This window comes from Streptomyces sp. NPDC048603 (assembly GCF_043199475.1).
Lineage (GTDB): Bacteria > Actinomycetota > Actinomycetes > Streptomycetales > Streptomycetaceae > Streptomyces.
The window spans coordinates 532,241-550,288 of sequence record NZ_JBICVY010000002.1 but is presented as its reverse complement, the minus strand read 5'-3'; the positions used below and the strand labels follow the sequence as shown (position 1 = coordinate 550,288).

Genomic DNA, 18,048 nt, shown 5'->3' with positions numbered 1-18,048 from the left:
GGGGTGCGTCCGGCCGTCCGGGTCAGGAGGGCGTAGACCCTTCGGGCAGGTCCTCCGGACGGTACGGCCGTCGTCTGACACCGGTTCAGGGGGAACCGGTGGGGCCGGCTTCGGCGGTGAGCCGGGTGGCGAGGTGGCGGGTCAGGGCGGCCAGGGCGTCGAGGACCGACCGGGTCGTGGGCACCGGGGTGCCGGGGACGGTGCCGAGGTGGCTCGGGAAGCGGCGCTCGTGCCGGTAGACCTCGCACATCGCGCCGATGTCGGCGACGCGCCGCCAGGCGGGGGTGCCGGGCCGGATTCCGTCGGCCGCGAGGCGGCGGGCGACGGTGGCGACGTCGAGCAGCTCGGGGGCGGTGGCCGGCAGGCCCAGCTCGCCGATGGTCTCCGTGATGGTGGCGGCGACCTGCGCCATGGTGGGGGCGGCCGGCCCGGCCGTGAGCCAGACCAGGCGCGGTGTGGTGTCGTCCGGTGCGTCCGTCAGGGCGGCGATGGCCTCGCCGACGTGGTCGGTGGGCATGAGGTCCAGCACGGAGCCGGGCAGCAGTGGCACCACCGGGACGCGGCCCTGTACGGCGGCTGCCACGAAGCGGTGGAAGCCCTGGAGGGTGCCGGTCTCCCCGGTGCGGGAGTCGCCGAGCATGCCGGGGATCCGGACGATGACGGAGTCGGGCCGCGTCCGGCGGACCACGTCCTCGGCGGCACGTTTGGAGTCGAGGTAGGCGCCGGGGTGGTTCCGGCTGCCCGGGATGGGCGCGGGCGTGGCCGCGGTGAGGTCGAGTGCGACGAACGCGGTGCTGACGTGGAGCAGCCGGGCGCCGGCGGCGGCCGCGAAGGCGCAGGTCTGCCGGGTGCCGTCGACGTTGGTGGCCTCCGTCCGCGCGTCGGCCTTCAGCCAGCCCACCTGTGCGGCGCAGTGCACGACATGGGTGACGGTGGAGGTCAGTTCGCCGTGGAGGTCCGCGGGCAGGCCGAGTCCGGGTGCGGTGATGTCCCCCTGGACGGTGCGCACGCCCGGTGCGGTGATGCCGGTGCGGTGCCGCAGGGCCACGACCCGTGTCCCGGGGCGCCGGCGCAGTGCCTCCACGGTCGCGCGGCCGACGAGCCCGGACGCCCCGGTGACGAGTACGGTCCTGGTCATGCCGTGCCGCCCGCCAGGGTCTCGCGGACCCAGCCGATCACGTCCGCGATGGTGGTGGCCGGGCGGACCGTGTCCTTGTCCAGCATGGGCAGCTGCGGCCAAGTCGCGACCAGGCGTTCCGCCAGTTCGGTGAACATCAGCGAGTCGAAGTCCAGGTCGTTCGCGAGTGACTGATCGGGGGTCAGGACGTCGACGGGGAAGTCGCTGGCGGCGCCCACGGCCGCGAGCACCCCCTCGGTGACCGGGTCCGTCGGGTGTGGTGCGGTGGCCTGCGGTTCAGTTGTCTGCTGTTCGGTTGTCTGCTGTTCGGTTGTCTGCTGCATCGAGCACTCCCCAGTGCGTGGTGGTGGCGACGGGGCTGACCGGGAGGGTCAGCAGGGTCCCCGTGAGCGGGGCGGACAGCGGCGTCCGGGCCGCGTCCGCGGATGTGCCGGGGTGGTCGGCGTGCGGGCGGTCGGCGTCGGGGTGGCCGAGCAGCAGGGCCGCCAGGGTCTCGTGGTCCTCGGCGTGTACGACGCGCCGGTGCGCGAGGGGTGCCCGGGTGCTCAGGGTGTAGGCCAGGTCCGCGAGATCCGGACGCTCTCGCCGGACCAGGTCGGCCAGTTGGCCGGCGTACCGGCCGAGGAGTTCGGGCGTGCCCGCGGAGAGGACGAACGGGCGGAGCGCGCGTGGCCGTGGCGGACCCGCCGGGACCGGTGGTTCCGCCAGGACGAGGTGGACGTTGGTCCCCCCGAACCCGAAGGAACTGACCGCCGCGTGGCGGGGGCTGTCGGTCCACTCCTCGCAGGTGCGGGCGAGCCGGAAGGGTGTGCCGGTGATCGCCGCGCCCGGCCGGGTCACCGCGGGCTGGGGCGGAACCACTCCGTGCCGGACGACCAGGGCGGCCTTGATCAGGCTCGCGATGCCCGCGGCGGACATGGTGTGCCCGATGTTCGCCTTGACCGAGGAGAGCCAGGCCGGGCGCTCCCACGCGTCTTTCCGGAGTTCCTCCAGGGCCGCGATCTCCACCGCGTCGCCCACGGCGGTCGCGCTGCCGTGGCACTCCACGAAGCCCACGTCGCCCGGGTCGAGGCGGGCGTCACGGTAGGCGCGGCGCATGCAGTCCACCTGACCCGCCTGGCTGGGGGTCATGGGTCCGGCGGCCCTGCCGTCGTTGGAACAGGCGCTGCCCCGGATGACGGCGTGGACGCGGTCGCCGTCGGCCAGCGCGTCCGCGAGCCGCTTCAGGATGACGACGCCGGCGCCTTCCCCGAGGACGAAGCCGTCGGCCTCCTGGTCGAACGGCCGGCAGATTCCCTGACGGGACACGGCGCCGATCCGCGAGAAGGCCACCAGGTTGTCCGGCCCGAGGTTGAGGTAGGTGCCGCCGGCGACCGCCAGATCGCACTGTCCCGCCCGGAGGTGTACGACCGCCTCGTGCACGGCCACCAGTGCCGAGGAGCAGGCCGCGTCGACCACGAAGCTCGGGCCTCGGAGGTCGAAGACCGAACTGACGTTGGCGGCGGCCATGTTAAGCAGGGATCCGGCGGCCGAGTAGGGCTGTGCGGGCACCACCCCGGCTGCCGCTGCGAGCAGTTCGTCCCGTACGCCGGGGGTGACCGGGGCGTAGGCTCCGGCCGCGAGCTGGCGGGCCCGTACCCGGGTGGCCATCAGGTTGCGGTACTCCGAGACCGAGGCGCCCACGTACACCCCGGTGTCGTGGCCGGGGAAGCCGCGCCGTTCCAGTCCGGCGTCCTGCAGGGCCTCACGGGTGAGTTCCACGAGGATGCGGTGCTGCGGGTCCATGACCTGCACCCGGCGGGGCGCGATCCCGAAGTGCAGGGCGGGGAAGGAGGCCACGTCGTCGAGGTGCGCCACCCGGTCGGTGTAGGAGCCGTCGGGCCAGCGCGGGTCGTCGGGGCGGTGGAAGGGCGTGTGGTCCCAGCGGGTGCCCACGGGGTGGTTGACGACCCCGCCGGAGGTGAGCAGCCGCCAGTAGTCGTTGATCCCGTTCGCCCGGGGGAAGCGGCAGGCCATGCCGATGACGGCGACGCCGGCGGTCATGTCGCCGCGCTCCCCGGCCTGATGAGGGTGTCGACGGCCGGGCGTTCCCGCGGGCCGGGCAGGTCGTGGCGGGTCAGGCCCAGTGCGCCGAGGGAGGGGAGGACGACCTCGCGCAGGAACACCCCGGCGTCGATGCCGGCGGTGCGCATGACCGCGACCCGTGCCTCGTAGTCGGGCAGCACGTCCTCGGCGGGCATCCGGAAGGTGCGCAGTACGTGGGCCAGGTCCCGCAGGGTGCCATCGCGGTCCGCGTCCAGGTGCAGGCCGGTCATGCGCTGGTAGAACCTCGTGTGCGCCATCTCGTCTCGGCCGATCAGCCGGTAGATCTCGGCCAGGACGTGCGCCCCGGCCCCGGCGGCGAGCCGGCGCTGCTTGTGGTAGATGACGAAGGTGGTCAGCTCCTGGATGGCTCCGTAGATCACCATCTGGCGGCCCTCGTCGTAGGGGCGGTGCCAGGTGCGCGACAGGACCTGGTCGGCGTAGTCGAACAGCTGGGTCTCGGTGCGCTGGCCGCTGCGGTGCAGGTACTCGCGCAGGGCGAGGGAGTGCTTCGCCTCCTCGTAGCCCCAGTTCGCCGCGAACCAGGCCTGTCCGTAGTTGCCGCCGACCAGGTCGAGGTGGGCTTTGAGGTAGTCCGGGAGGAACATCTCCACGCCGCAGAACGTCTCGGCGCACTGCGAGAGTTGCTCGTCCGTCGCGGACGCCGGGAGGTCGTCCCAGGGGATGTCGGTGAACACGTTCCAGCGGCGGGTGCGTTCGGCCTGCTCGAAGAAGGTCATGTACTCGCGGTGGAACGCCTCCCGGAGGGCTCGGTTCACGGGGCGACCGCCGTGCCGGGCACTGCGCCGGGCACCGTGCCGGGCACTGCGCCGAGGGCCGTGCAGAGGTCTCCCACGGTGGCCACGCTCAGCAGCTGCGCGTCCGGCACCCGGCGGCCGGCCTGTTCCTCGGCCCAGGAGACGAGCTCCAGCAGCTCCAGCGAGTCCAGTCCCAGTTCCTGGACCCTGTCGTCCTTCGACAGGGGCGCGAAGGTCCTGCTGGTCACCCGGTGCAGGCCCTGGTGGAGCAGGTCCAGCAGTTCTCGGTCGGTCATCACATGTCCTGTGTCAGCTGGTACTTGAGTGTCTCGGGGGTTCACCGGGCGTCGTCGACGCGACGCAGCGACCATTGCGCCAGTGACAGCTGCCGCCGGGCGAAGCCGTTGACGCAGGCCGTCAGATAGCGGTCGTAGTCGAGGAACAGCCGGTCGCCCCACCGCTTGCGGATGCCGGCCTCGTGCCGGCGCAGGCGGGCCCGCCACTCGGCGCAGGTGCGCTGGTAGTCCAGGCGGCGGGTGCGGACCTGCATGACCTCCCAGTACGGTGCGGCGGCCTGTGCGATCTCCTCGATCCGCGGCGCGATGCCGCCGGGGAAGATGTGCCGGCTCGCCCAGGCGATCTCGCGGATGTCCTCGCGGGTGCGGGGGACGCGGTCGCGGAGGATCGTCTGGAGTCCGAAGTGCGCTCCGGGCCTCGTCCACTGCCAGGTGCGGCGGAAGTAGGCGTCGTACTTGGCGGCCGCGCGCCCGCTGCGGACGTCGTCGACGGAACAGACGTGCTCGATCATGCAGATCGAGGTGAGGGCGTCGAACGGGTGGTCCGGTTCGTAGTCGCGGAAGTCCACGCAGGAGGCCGTGACCCCGGGCAGCTCGCGGCGGAGGACCTCGGCGTACTGGGCCTCGGAGAGGGTGATGCCGTGGGCGTCTGCGACGTCCCGCTCACGCACCAGGTACTCCAGGTTGGCGCCCCAGCCGCAGCCCACGTCGAGCACCCGGCTGGTGGGGCGGATGCGGGCGAAGTCGTGGATCACCGAGAGTTTGGCCCGCTGTGCCTCGTCGAGGTCGTCGGTGTCGTCGAAGATCCCGCAGGAGTAGCTCATGCCCCGGTCGAGCCAGAGCCGGAAGAACTCGTTGTCGATGTCGTAGGCCACCGCGACGTCGGCCTTGGACCGGCGGGTGTCGGGGTCGGCTCGGCGGGTGTCGGGGAGCTGCTGGGTGTCAGGCGACACGGGCCAGTTCACCTTCCAGGTAGCGTCGGCGGGTCTCCTGCCGTCGGGGTTTCCCCGACGTGGTCTTGGGGAGGGTCCCGGGGCGGACGAGCATCACGTCGTGCACCGCCATGGACAGCCGGGCGCCGATGACCGCACGGGCCCTGGCCGGCAGGTCCGCGGCGGCGCTCGTGTGGCACTCGACCACCAGGACGAGCTGCTCGGATTCCCCGGCCGGCCGGGTGAAGGCCACCACCCCGCCCAGCCGTACCCCGTCCAGTGCCTCGACCAGCCACTCCACGCGCTGCGGGTCGGTGTTGTGGCCGTGCACGACGATCAGGTCCTTGACCCGCCCGGTCACGAACAGCTCACCCCCGACGAGGTAGCCGCGGTCCCCCGTGCGCACCCAGCCACCGGCGTGGAAGGTGTGGCGGGTGGCCTCGGGGTCGCCCACGTACGCGCGGGCGGCCGACGGACCCCGCACCCACAGCTCGCCCGCCGTGCGGTCCGGCAGGTCCCGGCCGTGTTCGTCGCGGACGGCGACCTCGTGGTCGCGGAAGGCCCGCCCGCAGCTCACGACCTCGGTGACCGGGCCCGCTCCGGAGGGTCCGCCGGCAGCGGCGGTGTGCCCGGCGGTAGCGGCGGTGTGCCCAGCGGCACCGGCGGCCGTGTGTACGGGGACGGCGTCGCCCCGGTCGAGGGCCGCGGCGTCGAGCCGCTCCGTCCTCACCGGCCGTCCGTGCGGGTGGAAGGTCACGGCCAGCGTGGACTCGGCCAGGCCGTAGCAGGGCATGACCGCCGAGGGCCGCAGACCCGCGGGCGCGTAGGCCGTGGTGAACCGGTGCAGCGCCTCTCGGTTGACGGGTTCTCCGCCACAGCCGGCGACCCGTACGCGGGTGAGGTCGAGGGCGGCCACCCCTTCCGGGCGGGCGCGCCGTGCCGCCAGCGCGTACGCGAAGTTCGGGGCGAAGGTGATCGTCGCCGAACGCTCGGACATCGCCCGCATCCAGGACCCCGGGTCGCGGACGAAGGTGTGGGTGGGCATGAAGGAGGTGGGGACACCGGCGGTGAGCGGGGCGAGGAGGAACCCCACCAGGCCCATGTCGTGATGGAGGGGCAGCCAGGACAGGCCGCGGTCCGTCCCGGAATCGGCGCCCAGCCCCTCGCGCATGATCGCGGTCGCGTTGGCCATCACCGCCCCGGCCCGCGCCGCCACCGCCCGCGGGCGTGCCGTGCTGCCGCTGCTGAACTGGAGGTAGGCCACCCGGTCCGGCCCGCCGGGGGCCGGGTCTTCGCCGCCCGGCTGCGCGGTGGCGAGGTCCTCGTACGTCGCCACGGGCAGCTGGGAGGGCGCGGCCTCCCGTTCCGCCGCCGACAGGCACAGCACCTTCGGTTCCGCCGCCGTGAGCACGGCCTCCAGCAGCTCGGTCCAGGGCCCGTGCCTGCCCAGCAAGGGCGGCGGGGAGACCGGCACCGGCACGAGGCCCGCCCACAGCGCCCCCAGGAAGGTCCGCACGAACGGCTCGGGAGCACCGGCGACCAGGGCCACCCGGTCCCCGGGACGCAGGCCCAGCCCGGTCAGGGCGGCCGCGGCGGCGCGTGACCGGCGCTGCAGTTCGCGACGGCTCACCTGGGTCCAGGTGCCGTCCGGCCCGAGGTGCTCGTGGGCTGGGCCGTCGTCCTCGGCGTACTTCTCCAGGACGTCGGTGACCCATAAGAAGGTCATGGGAATACCAATCGCTGGGGATTGCGGGGAATGGATGGAAACGCCCCGTTCATGGGGGCCGAGCAGGAATATAGCGATCTTCGACGCGGTGGAGTTCACGGCTCCGGATGGCCGCCCGGCGGCGGAACCGTCCGCCGGGGAGGCCGCCGTAGGGCCCCGGTCACCCGGGTCCGCCGCCGGGGCGTCACGCACGGGCGCGGTGATTCATTCATTCCGGTGAACGGTGGGCCTCCGGCGTGACCCGGCCTCCGCGCAGTCGGGCCAGCGGCGCCGGGGCCCACCAGTTGAGCCTGCCGGTGACCCGCATGAGGGCGGGCAGCAGGATGCCGCGGACCACGGTGGCGTCGAGCAGCAGGGCGAGTGCGATGCCGACCGCGAACAGCTTGACCGGGGTGAGCGGGGAGAACGCGAGCACCGTCATCAGCGTGGCCAGGACCACGGCGGCGGTGGTGACGAGGCGTCCGGTCCGCTCCAGACCGCGGGCGACGGACGCGGAGTTGTCACCCGTGCGGCGGTACTCCTCCTGGATCCTGGAGAGGAGGAAGATCTCGTAGTCCATGGACAGACCGAAGGCGATGAAGAGCACCAGCGTCGGGGTGGTCACCTCCAGCCCGTGGTAGACGGTGAAGTCGCCGAGCAGCCCGTGCAGTCGGCCGTCCTGGAAGAGCGCCACCAGGACTCCCAGGACCGTGGCCAGGCTGAGTGCCGCGAGGAACATGGCCTTGAGGGGGATCACCAGACTGCCGGTGTAGAGGAAGAGCAGGACGGTCATGCTGCCGGCGACGATCAGTACCGCCCAGGGCAGCCGGTCCCGCAGGGCGGCCTTGGTGTCGACCAGCGTCGCGGTCGCGCCTCCCACCAGGGCCGGTGCGGGGGCGGGGAGTTCGCGGACGGCGCCGACGAGGCGTTCGGCCGCGCGGGAGTCGGGGTCGGCCGCGGCGGTGACGGCCAGCAGGCTTCCGGCGCCGGCGGCGAGGGCGGGGCGGCCGGCCGGGGTCTCCGGGGCGGGCAGGCCGGAGGTCCAGCTGCCGACGGCGCTGTCGACCCGCCGGACGTCCGGCAGCCGTGACAGCCGCACCGCGTAGTCGGTGAGGGCATCGTTGCCGGCGGTGGGGGCATCCGGCAGGACGACGAGGACGGGGTTGAGCTGCCGCCAGTCGAAGTCGGTCCGGATCTCCTCGGCGGTGCGGTGCACGCCGGAGGAAGCCGGAAGCACCCGGTCGTCGCTGAGCACGAAGTGCGCCTGCGCCGCCGGGGCGGCTCCCGCGGCCAGCAGGAGGAGGACCGCGGCTCCCCAGCGCCAGGGGTGGCGCATGACGGCGGTGCCCAGCCGGTGCCACCCGGGGCTCCCGTGCCGCCGGGCGGCCGAGCCGCTGCGGCGGAACCGGGCGAACGGGTCGAGCGCGTCCAGCCGGTGGCCCAGCAGGGCCAGCAGGGCGGGCAGCACCACCACGGAGGTCAGCGCCGCGAGCAGGACCACCGTGATCGCCGTCCAGGCCATGGAGGTGAGGAAGTACAGCGGGAAGAGGAGCATGGCGGTGGAGCAGAGGGCCACGGTCAGGGCGGAGACGAGGATGGTGCGGCCCGCGGTGCGGACTGCCCGGACGATCGCCCCGTCCCGTGTGAGCCCCGCCGCGAGCTCCTCGCGGTAGCGGTTCACCAGCAGGAGGCTGTAGTCGACGGCCAGCCCGAACCCCAGGGTGGTGGTGAGGTCGAGGGTGAGGACCGAGACCTCGGTGAAACCGGCCATGCCGCGCAGGACCAGTTGGGTGCCGGCCACGGCGACCAGCCCGACCGCGACCGGGAGCAGTGCGCCGCACAGCGACCCGAGGGCGATGACGAGGATGAGCAGGGTGAGCGGCGTGCCGATCAGCTCGGCGCGCTCGACGTCCTGGCGGGTGTGCGAGAGGAGTTCGGCTCCGGTCGGGCCGGAGCCCGTGGCCGTCACCGTCAACGGGCCGTGACTGCCCTGGAATCGTGCGGCCAGGCGGGCCGCGGCACGGGTGGCGGCGTTCTCGTCGCCGTCCAGCCGCACCCCGATCAGCGCGGCCGTCCGGTCCGCGGAGCGCAGGTGCGGCAGTCCGGTGGTCCAGTACGACCCCACGGAGGCGACCTCGGGTACGGCGGCCAGCTCGGCGGTCAGGGCCCGGCCCGCGGCGGCCACCCGGGGGTCGTCCACCGGACCGGCGTCGCTGCGGGCCAGCAGCAGCAGTTGGGGGGTGGCGCTCGACGTGTGCCGCGCGAGCCACCGTTCGGCGGTCGTGGAGTCCGCGTCGGTCGCCGTGTACCCGCCCAGCGCGAGCCGGTCCCGGACGTCCGCTCCGCCGATGCCCGCGGCGAGGACGGCCAGCAGCACCCAGACCAGAACCACGACGGGGCGGTGCACCACCCGGCGCGCCAGCCGGGAGAGCCGGTCCGGTCGGGCGGCCGGCGGCCGGGCCGCGCTCCGGTCCGGGGACGCCTGGTCGGTGGAGGGGGGAGTGAGGGCCATGGCGATCAGGATGTACGCCCTCCTCGCGCGGCCCGCCGGGTCGGCCGGGCGCGGTCCGGTACGGCGGCGGGGCGCCGGGGCGCGTAACCGCGTGCTCGGATGAACGGAGCGGCGGGCCCGTACGGAAGCGGCGTCCTTCGCGGCGGGACCGGCGGGGACGCGGATTTCCCCAGGGCTGTCACCCGGTCGGGTCGGGCCGGGCGTCACCGCGTCACCCTGGCGGGCGACGCGTGCGGCCCGTGCCGCGGTGGCGGGTAGCCTGAGCCACACTGTGATCACATTCGGTGACCGGAAGGATGCAATCAGTGTCGGACTCGGCCAAGCTTCGTATCTTCGCCATGCTGGACGCGGATGGAGACGGCGTCATCTCCCGGCCCGAATACCTCGCACGGGTCGACAAGGTGGCCGCGGCCATGCGCCGGGAGGCCTCCGACCCTCTCGTCCTCGCGGCGCGGGCAGCCCATGAGGACGTGTGGCGGACCATGGACTCCGACGGCGACGGCCGGGTCACCCTGGAGGAATACAGCGCCTGGGCCGGGCACGACGCGTTCGAGGAGTCCTGCCGACCTGCCCTGGGCTCGCTGTTCGACCTCGCGGACGCGGACGGCGACGGCCTTCTGGACCGGGACGAGTTCATCCGCCTGCGGGCGGCGATGGGGAATCCGGAGGACGGTGTCCACGCGGCCTTCGACGCCCTCGACACCGACCGTGACGGGCGGGTGGACCGGGCGGCCTACCTGTCGGGGATCCGGGAGTTCCTCACCACGGGCGCGTCCGCCATGGCCGGCGCGTACGGAACCGGCCGCCCGGCGGCCGGGGCACCGGCGGCCGGCTGAGCATCCGGAGCACGCGGAGGGGGCCGCCCGGCGGTGACGCTACCGCCGGGCGGCCTCGCGTTCCCATGGGGAGGGAACGCGCCGGGATGCCGGGGCCTGCCTGCTCCGGCGTCCCGGTGTCAGTGGACCGGATGCGGGACCGCTCCGGTTTCCTGCTCCACCTCGGCGGTGCGGCCCAGGTGGTTGAAGGCGAGGTTGAGCAGGACGGCGACCAGGCAGCCGGTGCTGATGCCGGAGTCGAGGACGATGCGGGCGCTCTCCGGGAAGGCGTGGTAGAAGTCCGGGGCCGCCATCGGGATGATGCCGACGCCCAGCGAGATCGCCACGATGAGGACGTTGTCCCCGCGTTCGAGCGCGGCCGCGGCCAGGGTCTGCACGCCACTGGCGGCGACCGTGCCGAAGAGCGCGATGCCGACACCACCGAGGACGGGCTGCGGGATCAGCGCGACCAGCGAGGCGAGCATCGGACAGAGTCCGAGCAGGATCAGGATGACGCCGGCCGCCGCCACGACGAAGCGACTGCGCACCTTGGTGATGGCGACCAGGCCGACGTTCTGCGCGAAGGCGCTGGCGGCGAAGCCGTTGAAGAACGGGCTGACGGCGGTGCCGAGGGCGTCCGCGCGGAGGGCCGCGGCCAGGGTCTTCTCGTCCGCCGGGCGCTCGACGATCTCGCCGAGGGCGAGGACGTCGGCGGTGGACTCGGTCATCGACACCAGCATGACGATGCACATGGAAATGATCGCGGCGAGCGCGAACTGCGGGGCGCCGAAGTGGAACGGGGTGGGGAAGCCGACCAGGTCGGCGTCGGTGACTCCGCTGAAGTCGGCCAGGCCGAGCGGCAGGGCGAGCAGGGTGCCGGCGACCAGGCCGAGCAGGATCGCGATCTGTTTCATGAACCCGCTCAGCACCCGGCGGAGCACCACCGTGATCAGCAGACTCGCCCCGGCCAGGCCGATGTTGGTCAGGCTGCCGTAGTCGTCGGCCTGCCGGTTGCCTCCCTGGGACCAGTTGAAGGCGACCGGCAGGAGGGACACGCCGATGAGGGTGATGACCGTTCCGGTGACCACGGGCGGGAAGAAGCGGATCAGCTTGCAGAACCAGGGCGCGAGGAGGAAGCCGAAGACCCCGGCCACGATGACGGCGCCGTAGATGACCGGAAGGGCATCCTCGGGGCCCTCCGCCTTCGCGATCGCGAGCATGGGTGCGACGCCTGCGAAGGAGACTCCGTTGATGAAGGGAAGCCTGGCGCCGACCTTCCAGAAGCCGAGGGTCTGCAGCAGGGTGGCGATACCGGAGGTGAACAGGCTGGCGCTCATGAGGAACGCGATCTCGGCGGTGGACAGTCCGACGCCGATGCCGACGACCAGGGGCGGGGCGACGACACCCGCGTACATGGCGGCTACGTGCTGCAGGCCTGCACCGATCAGCTTGGCCGGCGGGAGGGTCTGGTCGACCGGATGCTTTCCGGCTTCCGCGGCCGGGGGCGCCTCGGTGGTGGAACCCGGAGTCTGCTCGGGGTCTTTGGGCTCGGACATGGTGGAGCTTCTCCTGGACTGAGCGCGCACGGGGATACGGCGGTGGCGGGCGCGGGGGCGCACGGGACCGACGGACCGGACGCGGTCGGATGTGATGGGCGCGGACGCACGGCGTACGGGGACGCGGGGCGCCGGATCAAAACAGGGTGAAGCGGAGCGCGGGAGCCGGGTGTCGTCCGGGCGGACGGCCCGACGGGGCGCGGTTCGCCGGGGGCCGGCGTGAGCGGGAGAGGTACGAGCGCGGGCGGCGGGCGATGGCGGCCGGAGCGGGGATCGTGTCCCCCGGCGTGGGGCCATCGTGCCCGGAGCCGCTCGCCGTTCAGTCCACGAAACGGAGGGGCGGCACCGGTGTCACCGGGCCGAGTCAGTTCCTCACGGTTTCATGCTTCTGTCAAGAACCAGACATCTGCGGTTGGTTACGCGGGGTGGGCCGGGCTCACGAAGACGGGCTCACGAAGACAGGCTCACGGAGGCGGGCTCGGGAGGACGGCTTCAGGCGGCGGACTGCCGCAGCACCTCCCAGAGGTGTTCGTCGATCCGGTCCAGGAAGGCGGCGGCCCGGCGGTCGGCGGCCTCCGCCGCCGCTCCGCTGCGGCCTTCGGCCTGGGTCTGGAGCTTCTGGTACGCGTGGTGCAGGCGTCCCAGCGCGCTTTCCAGTTCCCGCCCGTCGACCGGGACGATCCGGCGGAGCGCACCGAGGTGGTTGGGCCACCATCCGGTGACCGCCTCCCGAAGGGTGATCCGGACCCGTCCGGTCAGGCCGCAGGCCGTCACGTACACGGCCGGCGGGGGACGCAGTGCCCGCACCATGCCGGCGGTCTGCTCGGCGGTGCCCCGCCAGCGGTTGCGCGCCTCGGCCTCGGCGTACCGGTGGTGGGGCATGCGGGCGGCGGCCGCGGCCTCCGCCAGGGTGAGCCCCGCGAGGGTCCGGCACTGCAGCAGGCTTCGCGGTTCGCCGACCAGGTCGGCCGGAGCGCACCACAGCGCCGCGGCCAGCGCGGTGATCTCGTCGGGATCAGGTTGCTCCGCCCCCTGCTCCCAGGCGGTGAGCAGGGTGGGGTGCAGCGGCCGGCCCCGGAAGGCCGCGACGGCCCAGGCCACTTGGCCGATCGTCAGCCCGAGTTGCTCGCGGACCGCGACGAGCCGCCACGGATCCAGTGGGGGAAGGCTGGCCGGAATGGGTTCCTTGGATGGCATGAGGCGACACCGTAAGGAGCATCACCGGCTACGCCAAGGGCCGAGCCCCCACACGGGCCGCATCCGCCGCCGTCACCGATCGCACGCACGCTGACACGTCCCGTCGGAATGTGCTCTGACCTGCGACTTCTCACCCTTCTCCACATCTTCGTGCGGCACCTCAGGCAACCACTTTCGGCAGATCATCCAAAGCGTGGCGCGCCGACCGGTCTCCGCTTGGCGGAGTTGACGGATCGGTATTTGCCTTCCTAGAGTCCCGACCGAGTCCACAGCGGAAGATTTTTTCCACATCACGGAATCTCCTGTGCGGTGCGAGCCCTACCCCGCGCTGCCCGCGCAAGAGTCCCGACGTTCCTGCGGCACGGGCCGTCCACCCGTGCCGTCCGCCCCCCCGTCCCCACTCGCACCCGTCCCGTGACCCGCCCAGCCCAGCCCACCGGGCCAGGCGGAAGCCGGAAGGATCCCCATGCGCCCCCGCGCCCGCCGCGGCCCACGCCGCACCGAAGACCCCGATATCCCGTCGCCGGACACCGACGCCCAACACCCGGTCGACGAACGGCTTCCGGCCCGTCGCCTGCTGCCCGCCGCGCTCCAGCACGTGGCCAGCATGTACGCCGGAATCGCCGCTCCACCGCTGATCATCGGCGGGGCGCTGGGCCTGAGCACGGCCCAGCTCTCGGCCCTGCTGTCGGCCGGCCTGCTGGTCGCCGGGCTGGCGACGATCGCCCAGACCCTCGACCTGTGGGGCATGGGCTCACGCCTGCCCCTCACGAACGGCGTGTCCTTCGCCGTGGTCTCGCCACTGCTCGCCCTGGCCGCCGGCGCCGGCACCGACGCACTGCCCGTCGCCTTCGGCTCCTCGCTCGTCGCCGGGATCGCCTGCCTGTTCCTGGCACCGGTGTTCACCCGCCTGGTGCGGTTCTTCCCGCCGCTGGTCAGCGGAAGCGTGATCACCCTCGTCGGGATCTCACTGCTGCCGGTGGCCAGCACCTGGGCCCGCGGCGGCGACCCCGCCGCCCCCGACTTCGGCTCGGGCTCCAACCTCGCCCTGGCCGGCGGCACCCTCGCCATCACCCTGCTGCTGCACCGGCTGCTCAGCGGCCGGTTCCTCGGGCGGATCGCCATCCTGCTCGGCATCGCCGCCGGCACCCTGATCGCCGTTCCGATGGGCAAGGTCGACCTCCAACCCCTTACCCAGGCACCGCTGTTCGCCCTGCCCGAACCCTTCGTCTTCGGGTTCCCGCAGTTCGAGGCGACGGCCATCGCCGCCGCGCTGGTGGTGATGCTGGTCTCGATGACCGAGTCCACGGCTTCGCTCATGGCGCTCGGCGCCGTCGTCGACCGTGCCGCCGACGGCCGCACCATCGCCGGCAGCCTCCGCGCCCAGGGGGCCGCCACCGCACTGGGCTCCGTGTTCGGCGCGTTCATGACCACCACGTACGCGCAGAACGTGGGCCTGGTGGCGCTCAGCCGGATCCGCAGCCGCTGGGTGGTCACCTGCTGCGGCGCGATCCTGGTGCTGATGGGCCTGGTCCCCGTGCTCGGGTCGCTGGTCGCACTGGTCCCGCTGCCCGTGCTCGGCGGGGCCGGGGTGGTCTTCTTCGGCTCCGTCGCCGTCGCCGGCATCCGCACCCTGGCCAAGGCCGCCCTGGGCACCGGTCACAACGGGCTGATCGTCTCGGTCACCTTCGCCTTCGGCCTGTTCCCGATCGCCCAGTCGGACTTCTACGCCCGGCTGCCCGAGCCGCTCACCACCCTCCTCGGCTCCGGGATCACGGCGGGCTGCATGGTGGCCGTCCTGCTCAACTTCCTGCTGAACCAACTCGGTCGGGGCACCGAGGTGGACGAGGACCTCATCCCCGACGCGGACCCGACGGCCCTCGACGGCCGCGCCCCGCGAGCACAGGTTCCCGCAGGCTCCCGGCCGGGCCGGGCGTGGTCGGCGTTCGTCCCCCGGCAGCCGACCCGGTACGAGCCGCCGCCGGACTCCGGTGACTTCCCGTACCCGCCGCCCGCCGTCCCCGGGCACTACCCGTCGGTGGACCCCGACGCCGTCCGCTCCGCCTTCGGGGACCCCGTGCGGCCGGACCCGAACGAGCCGGGGTTCCCGAGAACCCCCTGGTGACGCGCGGCCGACCGGTCCGCCCACCCCCATGACCGCCGGCTCCGACAAGCCGGCCGGCACGGCGCCTCCGCCCTTTCCCCATCGGCGGAGGCGCCGTCGTCTTCCCCACCGTCGCCTTCCCCACCGATGGAATGTCCCTACGGTGCCCCGGACCGCCCCGCACTCTGCCGGATCACCGCCGCACCGCCCTCCGCACGGCCCGATTCCACCCCCGCGGGCCGCGTTCTGCCGCATTCCGCCTACCTTCACCGCGCCTCTTGCCCGAATCCGGCCCGTGCGCGTTCATGGGTACACGGAATCCGCCGTCCGAGGCCGGTGACAGAAGTACCGGCCGGTCCACCGGAGGCGAGGACCGGTCCCCCGTTCCCCACAGCGCCCGCCATCACGCCCGCCGCCCGTCCGACCACGAGGTGATCCCCATGGCCGTCCCCACCCTCTACACGGTCGAGGTGCCGATGACGTCCGGCGACCGGACCGGCCGGGGCTGCCACGTCTTCACCGGCCTCGCCGGCACCCCGCGCCAGGCGGTGTCCGCCGCCTACGACGCCTGGCGGAGCGCACAGGACCACCTGGCCGCGGGCCGCGACGTACCTCGCGCCACCGGGCAGGACTGGTGCGCCCGGGCCGTCCGCCCGGACTGGTCCCTGGACTGGGACCGGGCCGACGCCCGCATACGGGACCCGTTCTCCTTCGCCCTCCGCTTCGCGGCCTGCTGAACGCGCGGGCTCACCCCGCCGGGCCGGTGAACCCCGCCCGCTTGTAGCTCCCCATCAGCAGCGCCGTGTCCGACGCGGTGACGTGGTCCAGCCCCTTGAAGACCCGGGCCGCGAAGTCGCGGAAGTCCCGCAGCGTGCGGTGGCTCGAGTAGCCCAGCAGGGTCATCTGACCCGATGTCACCATCCGGTACCGGATGGCGGGTTCGGCCGCCAGCAGGCGCACGGCCCCGTCCAGCCTGCTGTACGGCACTCCGAGGCGGACCCGCGGGTTGCGGTGCAGCACCCGCAGCACCGCGTGGTCGAGTTCGTCCAGCCGCAGTGGTCCCGCGCCGCCGGGTCCCCTCTCCACGTCCTCCACATCCGGCTCCGTTCCGTCTCGCGTGTCGCGCCCCGCGATCGAGGCGGCACCCAACGGGGCTCCACGCAGCATCGAGAACGGCCGTCCGATCTTGGTCCGGGAAGCGCCGGGAGCGCCGGATTGCGCCGTCCAGGACGGGCAGACGCGGCTATCACCCGATTCTGCCGGGAGATCTTGTCCGGGGCTCGGCGGGCGGCGACATCGGGTGCGGATCCGCCCCCGGGCCTGGCAGGCTGATGACAGCGGGGGCGGATTCCATGCACTCGATCCGCCTGCGGTCGGAAGGCCGCATTCCCCAGGTGATACGTATGACCCGTCTCTCCGAGCAGACCGGCCCCGGGGCCGGCGCCGCCCTCCGGAGCACTCCCGCCGGCGCCGTGCTCGCCTCCGTCCTGCTGGTGGAGCTGGCCAGCGGCGTGATCCAGGGATTCCTGTCGCCGCTGCTGAAGAGCCTCACCGACGTGCTGCGGGTGACCGCGGCCGACCTGAACTGGATCAGCGTCGCCAACCTGGTGGCCTCCGCCGTGTTCACCCCGGTCCTCTCCCGCCTCGGGGACCTGCACGGCCACCGCCGGGTGCTGCGCTACAACCTCGCCCTGGTCCTCACCGGCTCCGTGCTCGTCGGCGTCAGCCGCGACTTCGCCACCCTGCTCGCCGGACAGATCCTGCAGGGCGCCATCTCCGGCTTCTTCCCGCTGCTCGTCGGAATCCTGCGCAACCGTCCCGGTGGCGGGGACGCGGAGAGCCGCCGCGGCATCGGCGTCATGGTGGCCGCTCTGGTCGGCGGCCTGACCCTGGGGCTGTTCGCCAGCGGGGCCGTCGCCGCGGGCGTGGACAGCCCGACCGCCGCGCTGTGGGTGCCGGCCGCCGCCGTGACCCTCGCCTTCGCCGTCAGCTGGCCGCTCCTGCCGGAGACGGCCTCCCGGCCCGGCGGCCGGGTGGACCGGGCCGGCGGCCTGCTGCTGTGCCTCGGCCTGGTCGCGGTCATGCTCGGCCTCGGCCTGGGAGGCACCCCCGGCTGGGCCTGGACCTCGGCCCGCATCCTGGCCCTCCTGCTCGGCGGCGCCGCAACGTTGGCCGTCTGGGTCCGGGTCGAGCTGCACACCCCCGATCCCATAATCGACGTACGGATGTTCGCCCGGCGCAACGTGGTCGTGGTGTCCCTGGTCACCCTCACGTTCAGCTTCTGCATGTTCGGACTGCAGATCGCCACCCCGGTCTTCTACGGCACCAGCCGGGCCGAAGCCGGCTACGGCCCGGGCCTGGACCCGGTCGGCATCGGCCTGGCGATGCTGCCCTACCTGCTGGCCATCGCCCTCGGTGCCCTCCTCGGGCCGGCCGTGGCGGCCCGGATCAGCGACCGCGGCACCCTGGTGACCGGCTCCGTCCTGATGGCCGCCGGCTATGGCCTGTCCACCGTGACCCACGGGTCCGCCACGGCCTTCGTCGCCGTCAACGCGCTGGCCGGCCTGGGCATCGGCTTCCTCCAGCACTCCACCCGGACCCTCGCCGTCGAGGCCGTCCCGCACGACCGCACCTCTGTCGGCTCGGGCATCAACGAACTGCTGATCAGCGTCGGTGGCTCGCTCGGCGCCGCCGTCGTCCTGGGCGTGTCCGCAGCCCGCACCCGGCCCGGCGCCACGCTGCCCGATCTCGGCGCGTACACCACCTCGTGGGTCCTGTGCACCGTCGTCTCCGTCGCCGGCGCCGCACTCGCCCTCCTCCACCGCACGGCCCCCAAGGAGTCCCGATGACGACCGCCACCCCCGGCCGGGACATCCTGCGCGAGTGTTCGGCCCGCTGTGAGGCCGGACCGCGCAGCGGCACCGGTCCCGGCCCCGCCGGGTCACGCGTTCGG

15 protein-coding genes are annotated in these 18,048 nt (G+C 73.4%); 4 read left to right on the top strand and 11 right to left on the bottom strand.

The window, feature by feature from the left end; translation table 11 throughout:
• Window positions 1-85: 85 nt before the first annotated feature.
• The 8 genes from ACGFQ9_RS06010 to ACGFQ9_RS05975 form a co-directional block, all read right to left on the bottom strand.
• Window positions 86-1,138, bottom strand: a complete 1,053-nt coding sequence (locus tag ACGFQ9_RS06010) for an SDR family oxidoreductase (protein ID WP_393571610.1) — start codon at window positions 1,136-1,138, stop codon at window positions 86-88.
• Window positions 1,135-1,461, bottom strand: a complete 327-nt coding sequence (locus ACGFQ9_RS06005) for an acyl carrier protein (protein WP_393571609.1) — start codon at window positions 1,459-1,461, stop codon at window positions 1,135-1,137. Before ACGFQ9_RS06005 ends, ACGFQ9_RS06010 begins: the two co-directional genes overlap by 4 nt.
• Window positions 1,415-3,181 carry a beta-ketoacyl synthase N-terminal-like domain-containing protein gene (locus ACGFQ9_RS06000; protein ID WP_393571607.1) on the bottom strand — a complete coding sequence of 589 codons (1,767 nt, stop codon included), beginning with the start codon at window positions 3,179-3,181 and terminating at the stop codon, window positions 1,415-1,417. Before ACGFQ9_RS06000 ends, ACGFQ9_RS06005 begins: the two co-directional genes overlap by 47 nt.
• A complete protein-coding gene (locus ACGFQ9_RS05995) occupies window positions 3,178-3,999 on the bottom strand; it encodes an acyl-ACP desaturase (RefSeq protein WP_393571605.1) in 822 nt (273 codons plus the stop codon). Before ACGFQ9_RS05995 ends, ACGFQ9_RS06000 begins: the two co-directional genes overlap by 4 nt.
• The gene (locus ACGFQ9_RS05990; protein ID WP_393571603.1) at window positions 3,996-4,274 is read right to left on the bottom strand and encodes an acyl carrier protein; all 279 of its coding nucleotides are present in this window, start codon (window positions 4,272-4,274) and stop codon (window positions 3,996-3,998) included. Before ACGFQ9_RS05990 ends, ACGFQ9_RS05995 begins: the two co-directional genes overlap by 4 nt.
• Window positions 4,275-4,315: 41 nt before the next feature.
• Window positions 4,316-5,227, bottom strand: coding sequence for a class I SAM-dependent methyltransferase (locus ACGFQ9_RS05985; protein ID WP_393571601.1), 912 nt, complete (start codon window positions 5,225-5,227; stop codon window positions 4,316-4,318).
• Complete coding sequence (locus ACGFQ9_RS05980) at window positions 5,217-6,932, bottom strand: AMP-binding protein (RefSeq protein WP_393571599.1); 1,716 nt, start codon at window positions 6,930-6,932, stop codon at window positions 5,217-5,219. The genes ACGFQ9_RS05985 and ACGFQ9_RS05980 overlap by 11 nt, the downstream gene beginning before the upstream one ends.
• Window positions 6,933-7,140: 208 nt before the next feature.
• Complete coding sequence (locus tag ACGFQ9_RS05975) at window positions 7,141-9,423, bottom strand: MMPL family transporter (RefSeq protein WP_393571597.1); 2,283 nt, start codon at window positions 9,421-9,423, stop codon at window positions 7,141-7,143.
• A gap of 296 nt (window positions 9,424-9,719) precedes the next feature.
• Between ACGFQ9_RS05975 and ACGFQ9_RS05970 the strand changes: the two genes are divergently transcribed.
• Window positions 9,720-10,259, top strand: coding sequence for an EF-hand domain-containing protein (locus ACGFQ9_RS05970; protein ID WP_393571595.1), 540 nt, complete (start codon window positions 9,720-9,722; stop codon window positions 10,257-10,259).
• A 119-nt stretch (window positions 10,260-10,378) separates the two neighbouring features.
• Here ACGFQ9_RS05970 and ACGFQ9_RS05965 read toward each other — a convergent pair whose 3' ends face one another.
• Both ACGFQ9_RS05965 and ACGFQ9_RS05960 read right to left on the bottom strand, forming a co-directional pair.
• Window positions 10,379-11,794 (bottom strand): nucleobase:cation symporter-2 family protein, encoded by a 1,416-nt coding sequence (locus ACGFQ9_RS05965; RefSeq protein ID WP_393571593.1) that lies wholly within the window; start codon window positions 11,792-11,794, stop codon window positions 10,379-10,381.
• A 492-nt stretch (window positions 11,795-12,286) separates the two neighbouring features.
• Window positions 12,287-12,991 (bottom strand): helix-turn-helix domain-containing protein, encoded by a 705-nt coding sequence (locus tag ACGFQ9_RS05960; RefSeq protein WP_393571592.1) that lies wholly within the window; start codon window positions 12,989-12,991, stop codon window positions 12,287-12,289.
• A 466-nt stretch (window positions 12,992-13,457) separates the two neighbouring features.
• Between ACGFQ9_RS05960 and ACGFQ9_RS05955 the strand changes: the two genes are divergently transcribed.
• Both ACGFQ9_RS05955 and ACGFQ9_RS05950 read left to right on the top strand, forming a co-directional pair.
• On the top strand, window positions 13,458-15,116 hold the full coding sequence (locus ACGFQ9_RS05955) for a solute carrier family 23 protein (protein ID WP_393571590.1): 1,659 nt from the start codon (window positions 13,458-13,460) through the stop codon (window positions 15,114-15,116).
• A 419-nt stretch (window positions 15,117-15,535) separates the two neighbouring features.
• Complete coding sequence (locus ACGFQ9_RS05950) at window positions 15,536-15,832, top strand: hypothetical protein (RefSeq protein ID WP_393571588.1); 297 nt, start codon at window positions 15,536-15,538, stop codon at window positions 15,830-15,832.
• Window positions 15,833-15,842: 10 nt separating this feature from the next.
• On the opposite strand, the gene ACGFQ9_RS05945 is transcribed toward ACGFQ9_RS05950, so the two are convergent.
• Window positions 15,843-16,190, bottom strand: coding sequence for a hypothetical protein (locus tag ACGFQ9_RS05945; RefSeq protein ID WP_393571586.1), 348 nt, complete (start codon window positions 16,188-16,190; stop codon window positions 15,843-15,845).
• A gap of 308 nt (window positions 16,191-16,498) precedes the next feature.
• Between ACGFQ9_RS05945 and ACGFQ9_RS05940 the strand changes: the two genes are divergently transcribed.
• Window positions 16,499-17,944: an MFS transporter gene (locus ACGFQ9_RS05940; protein WP_393571584.1), complete on the top strand. Its 1,446-nt coding sequence runs from the start codon at window positions 16,499-16,501 to the stop codon at window positions 17,942-17,944.
• The last annotated feature ends 104 nt before the right edge of the window (window positions 17,945-18,048 follow it).

Bases quoted from the DNA above. Each gene is read 5' to 3' on its own strand.
- ACGFQ9_RS06000 (WP_393571607.1), bottom strand. From the start codon at position 3,181: ATGACCGCCGGCGTCGCCGTCATCGGCATGGCCTGCCGCTTCCCCCGG.
- ACGFQ9_RS05990 (WP_393571603.1), bottom strand. From the start codon at position 4,274: ATGACCGACCGAGAACTGCTGGACCTGCTCCACCAGGGCCTGCACCGG.
- ACGFQ9_RS05980 (WP_393571599.1), bottom strand. From the start codon at position 6,932: ATGACCTTCTTATGGGTCACCGACGTCCTGGAGAAGTACGCCGAGGAC.
- ACGFQ9_RS05950 (WP_393571588.1), top strand. From the start codon at position 15,536: ATGGCCGTCCCCACCCTCTACACGGTCGAGGTGCCGATGACGTCCGGC.
- ACGFQ9_RS05965 (WP_393571593.1), bottom strand. From the start codon at position 11,794: ATGTCCGAGCCCAAAGACCCCGAGCAGACTCCGGGTTCCACCACCGAG.
- ACGFQ9_RS06005 (WP_393571609.1), bottom strand. From the start codon at position 1,461: ATGCAGCAGACAACCGAACAGCAGACAACCGAACAGCAGACAACTGAA.
- ACGFQ9_RS05970 (WP_393571595.1), top strand. From the start codon at position 9,720: ATGCAATCAGTGTCGGACTCGGCCAAGCTTCGTATCTTCGCCATGCTG.
- ACGFQ9_RS05975 (WP_393571597.1), bottom strand. From the start codon at position 9,423: ATGGCCCTCACTCCCCCCTCCACCGACCAGGCGTCCCCGGACCGGAGC.
- ACGFQ9_RS06010 (WP_393571610.1), bottom strand. From the start codon at position 1,138: ATGACCAGGACCGTACTCGTCACCGGGGCGTCCGGGCTCGTCGGCCGC.
- ACGFQ9_RS05940 (WP_393571584.1), top strand. From the start codon at position 16,499: ATGACCCGTCTCTCCGAGCAGACCGGCCCCGGGGCCGGCGCCGCCCTC.
- ACGFQ9_RS05960 (WP_393571592.1), bottom strand. From the start codon at position 12,991: ATGCCATCCAAGGAACCCATTCCGGCCAGCCTTCCCCCACTGGATCCG.
- ACGFQ9_RS05955 (WP_393571590.1), top strand. From the start codon at position 13,458: ATGCGCCCCCGCGCCCGCCGCGGCCCACGCCGCACCGAAGACCCCGAT.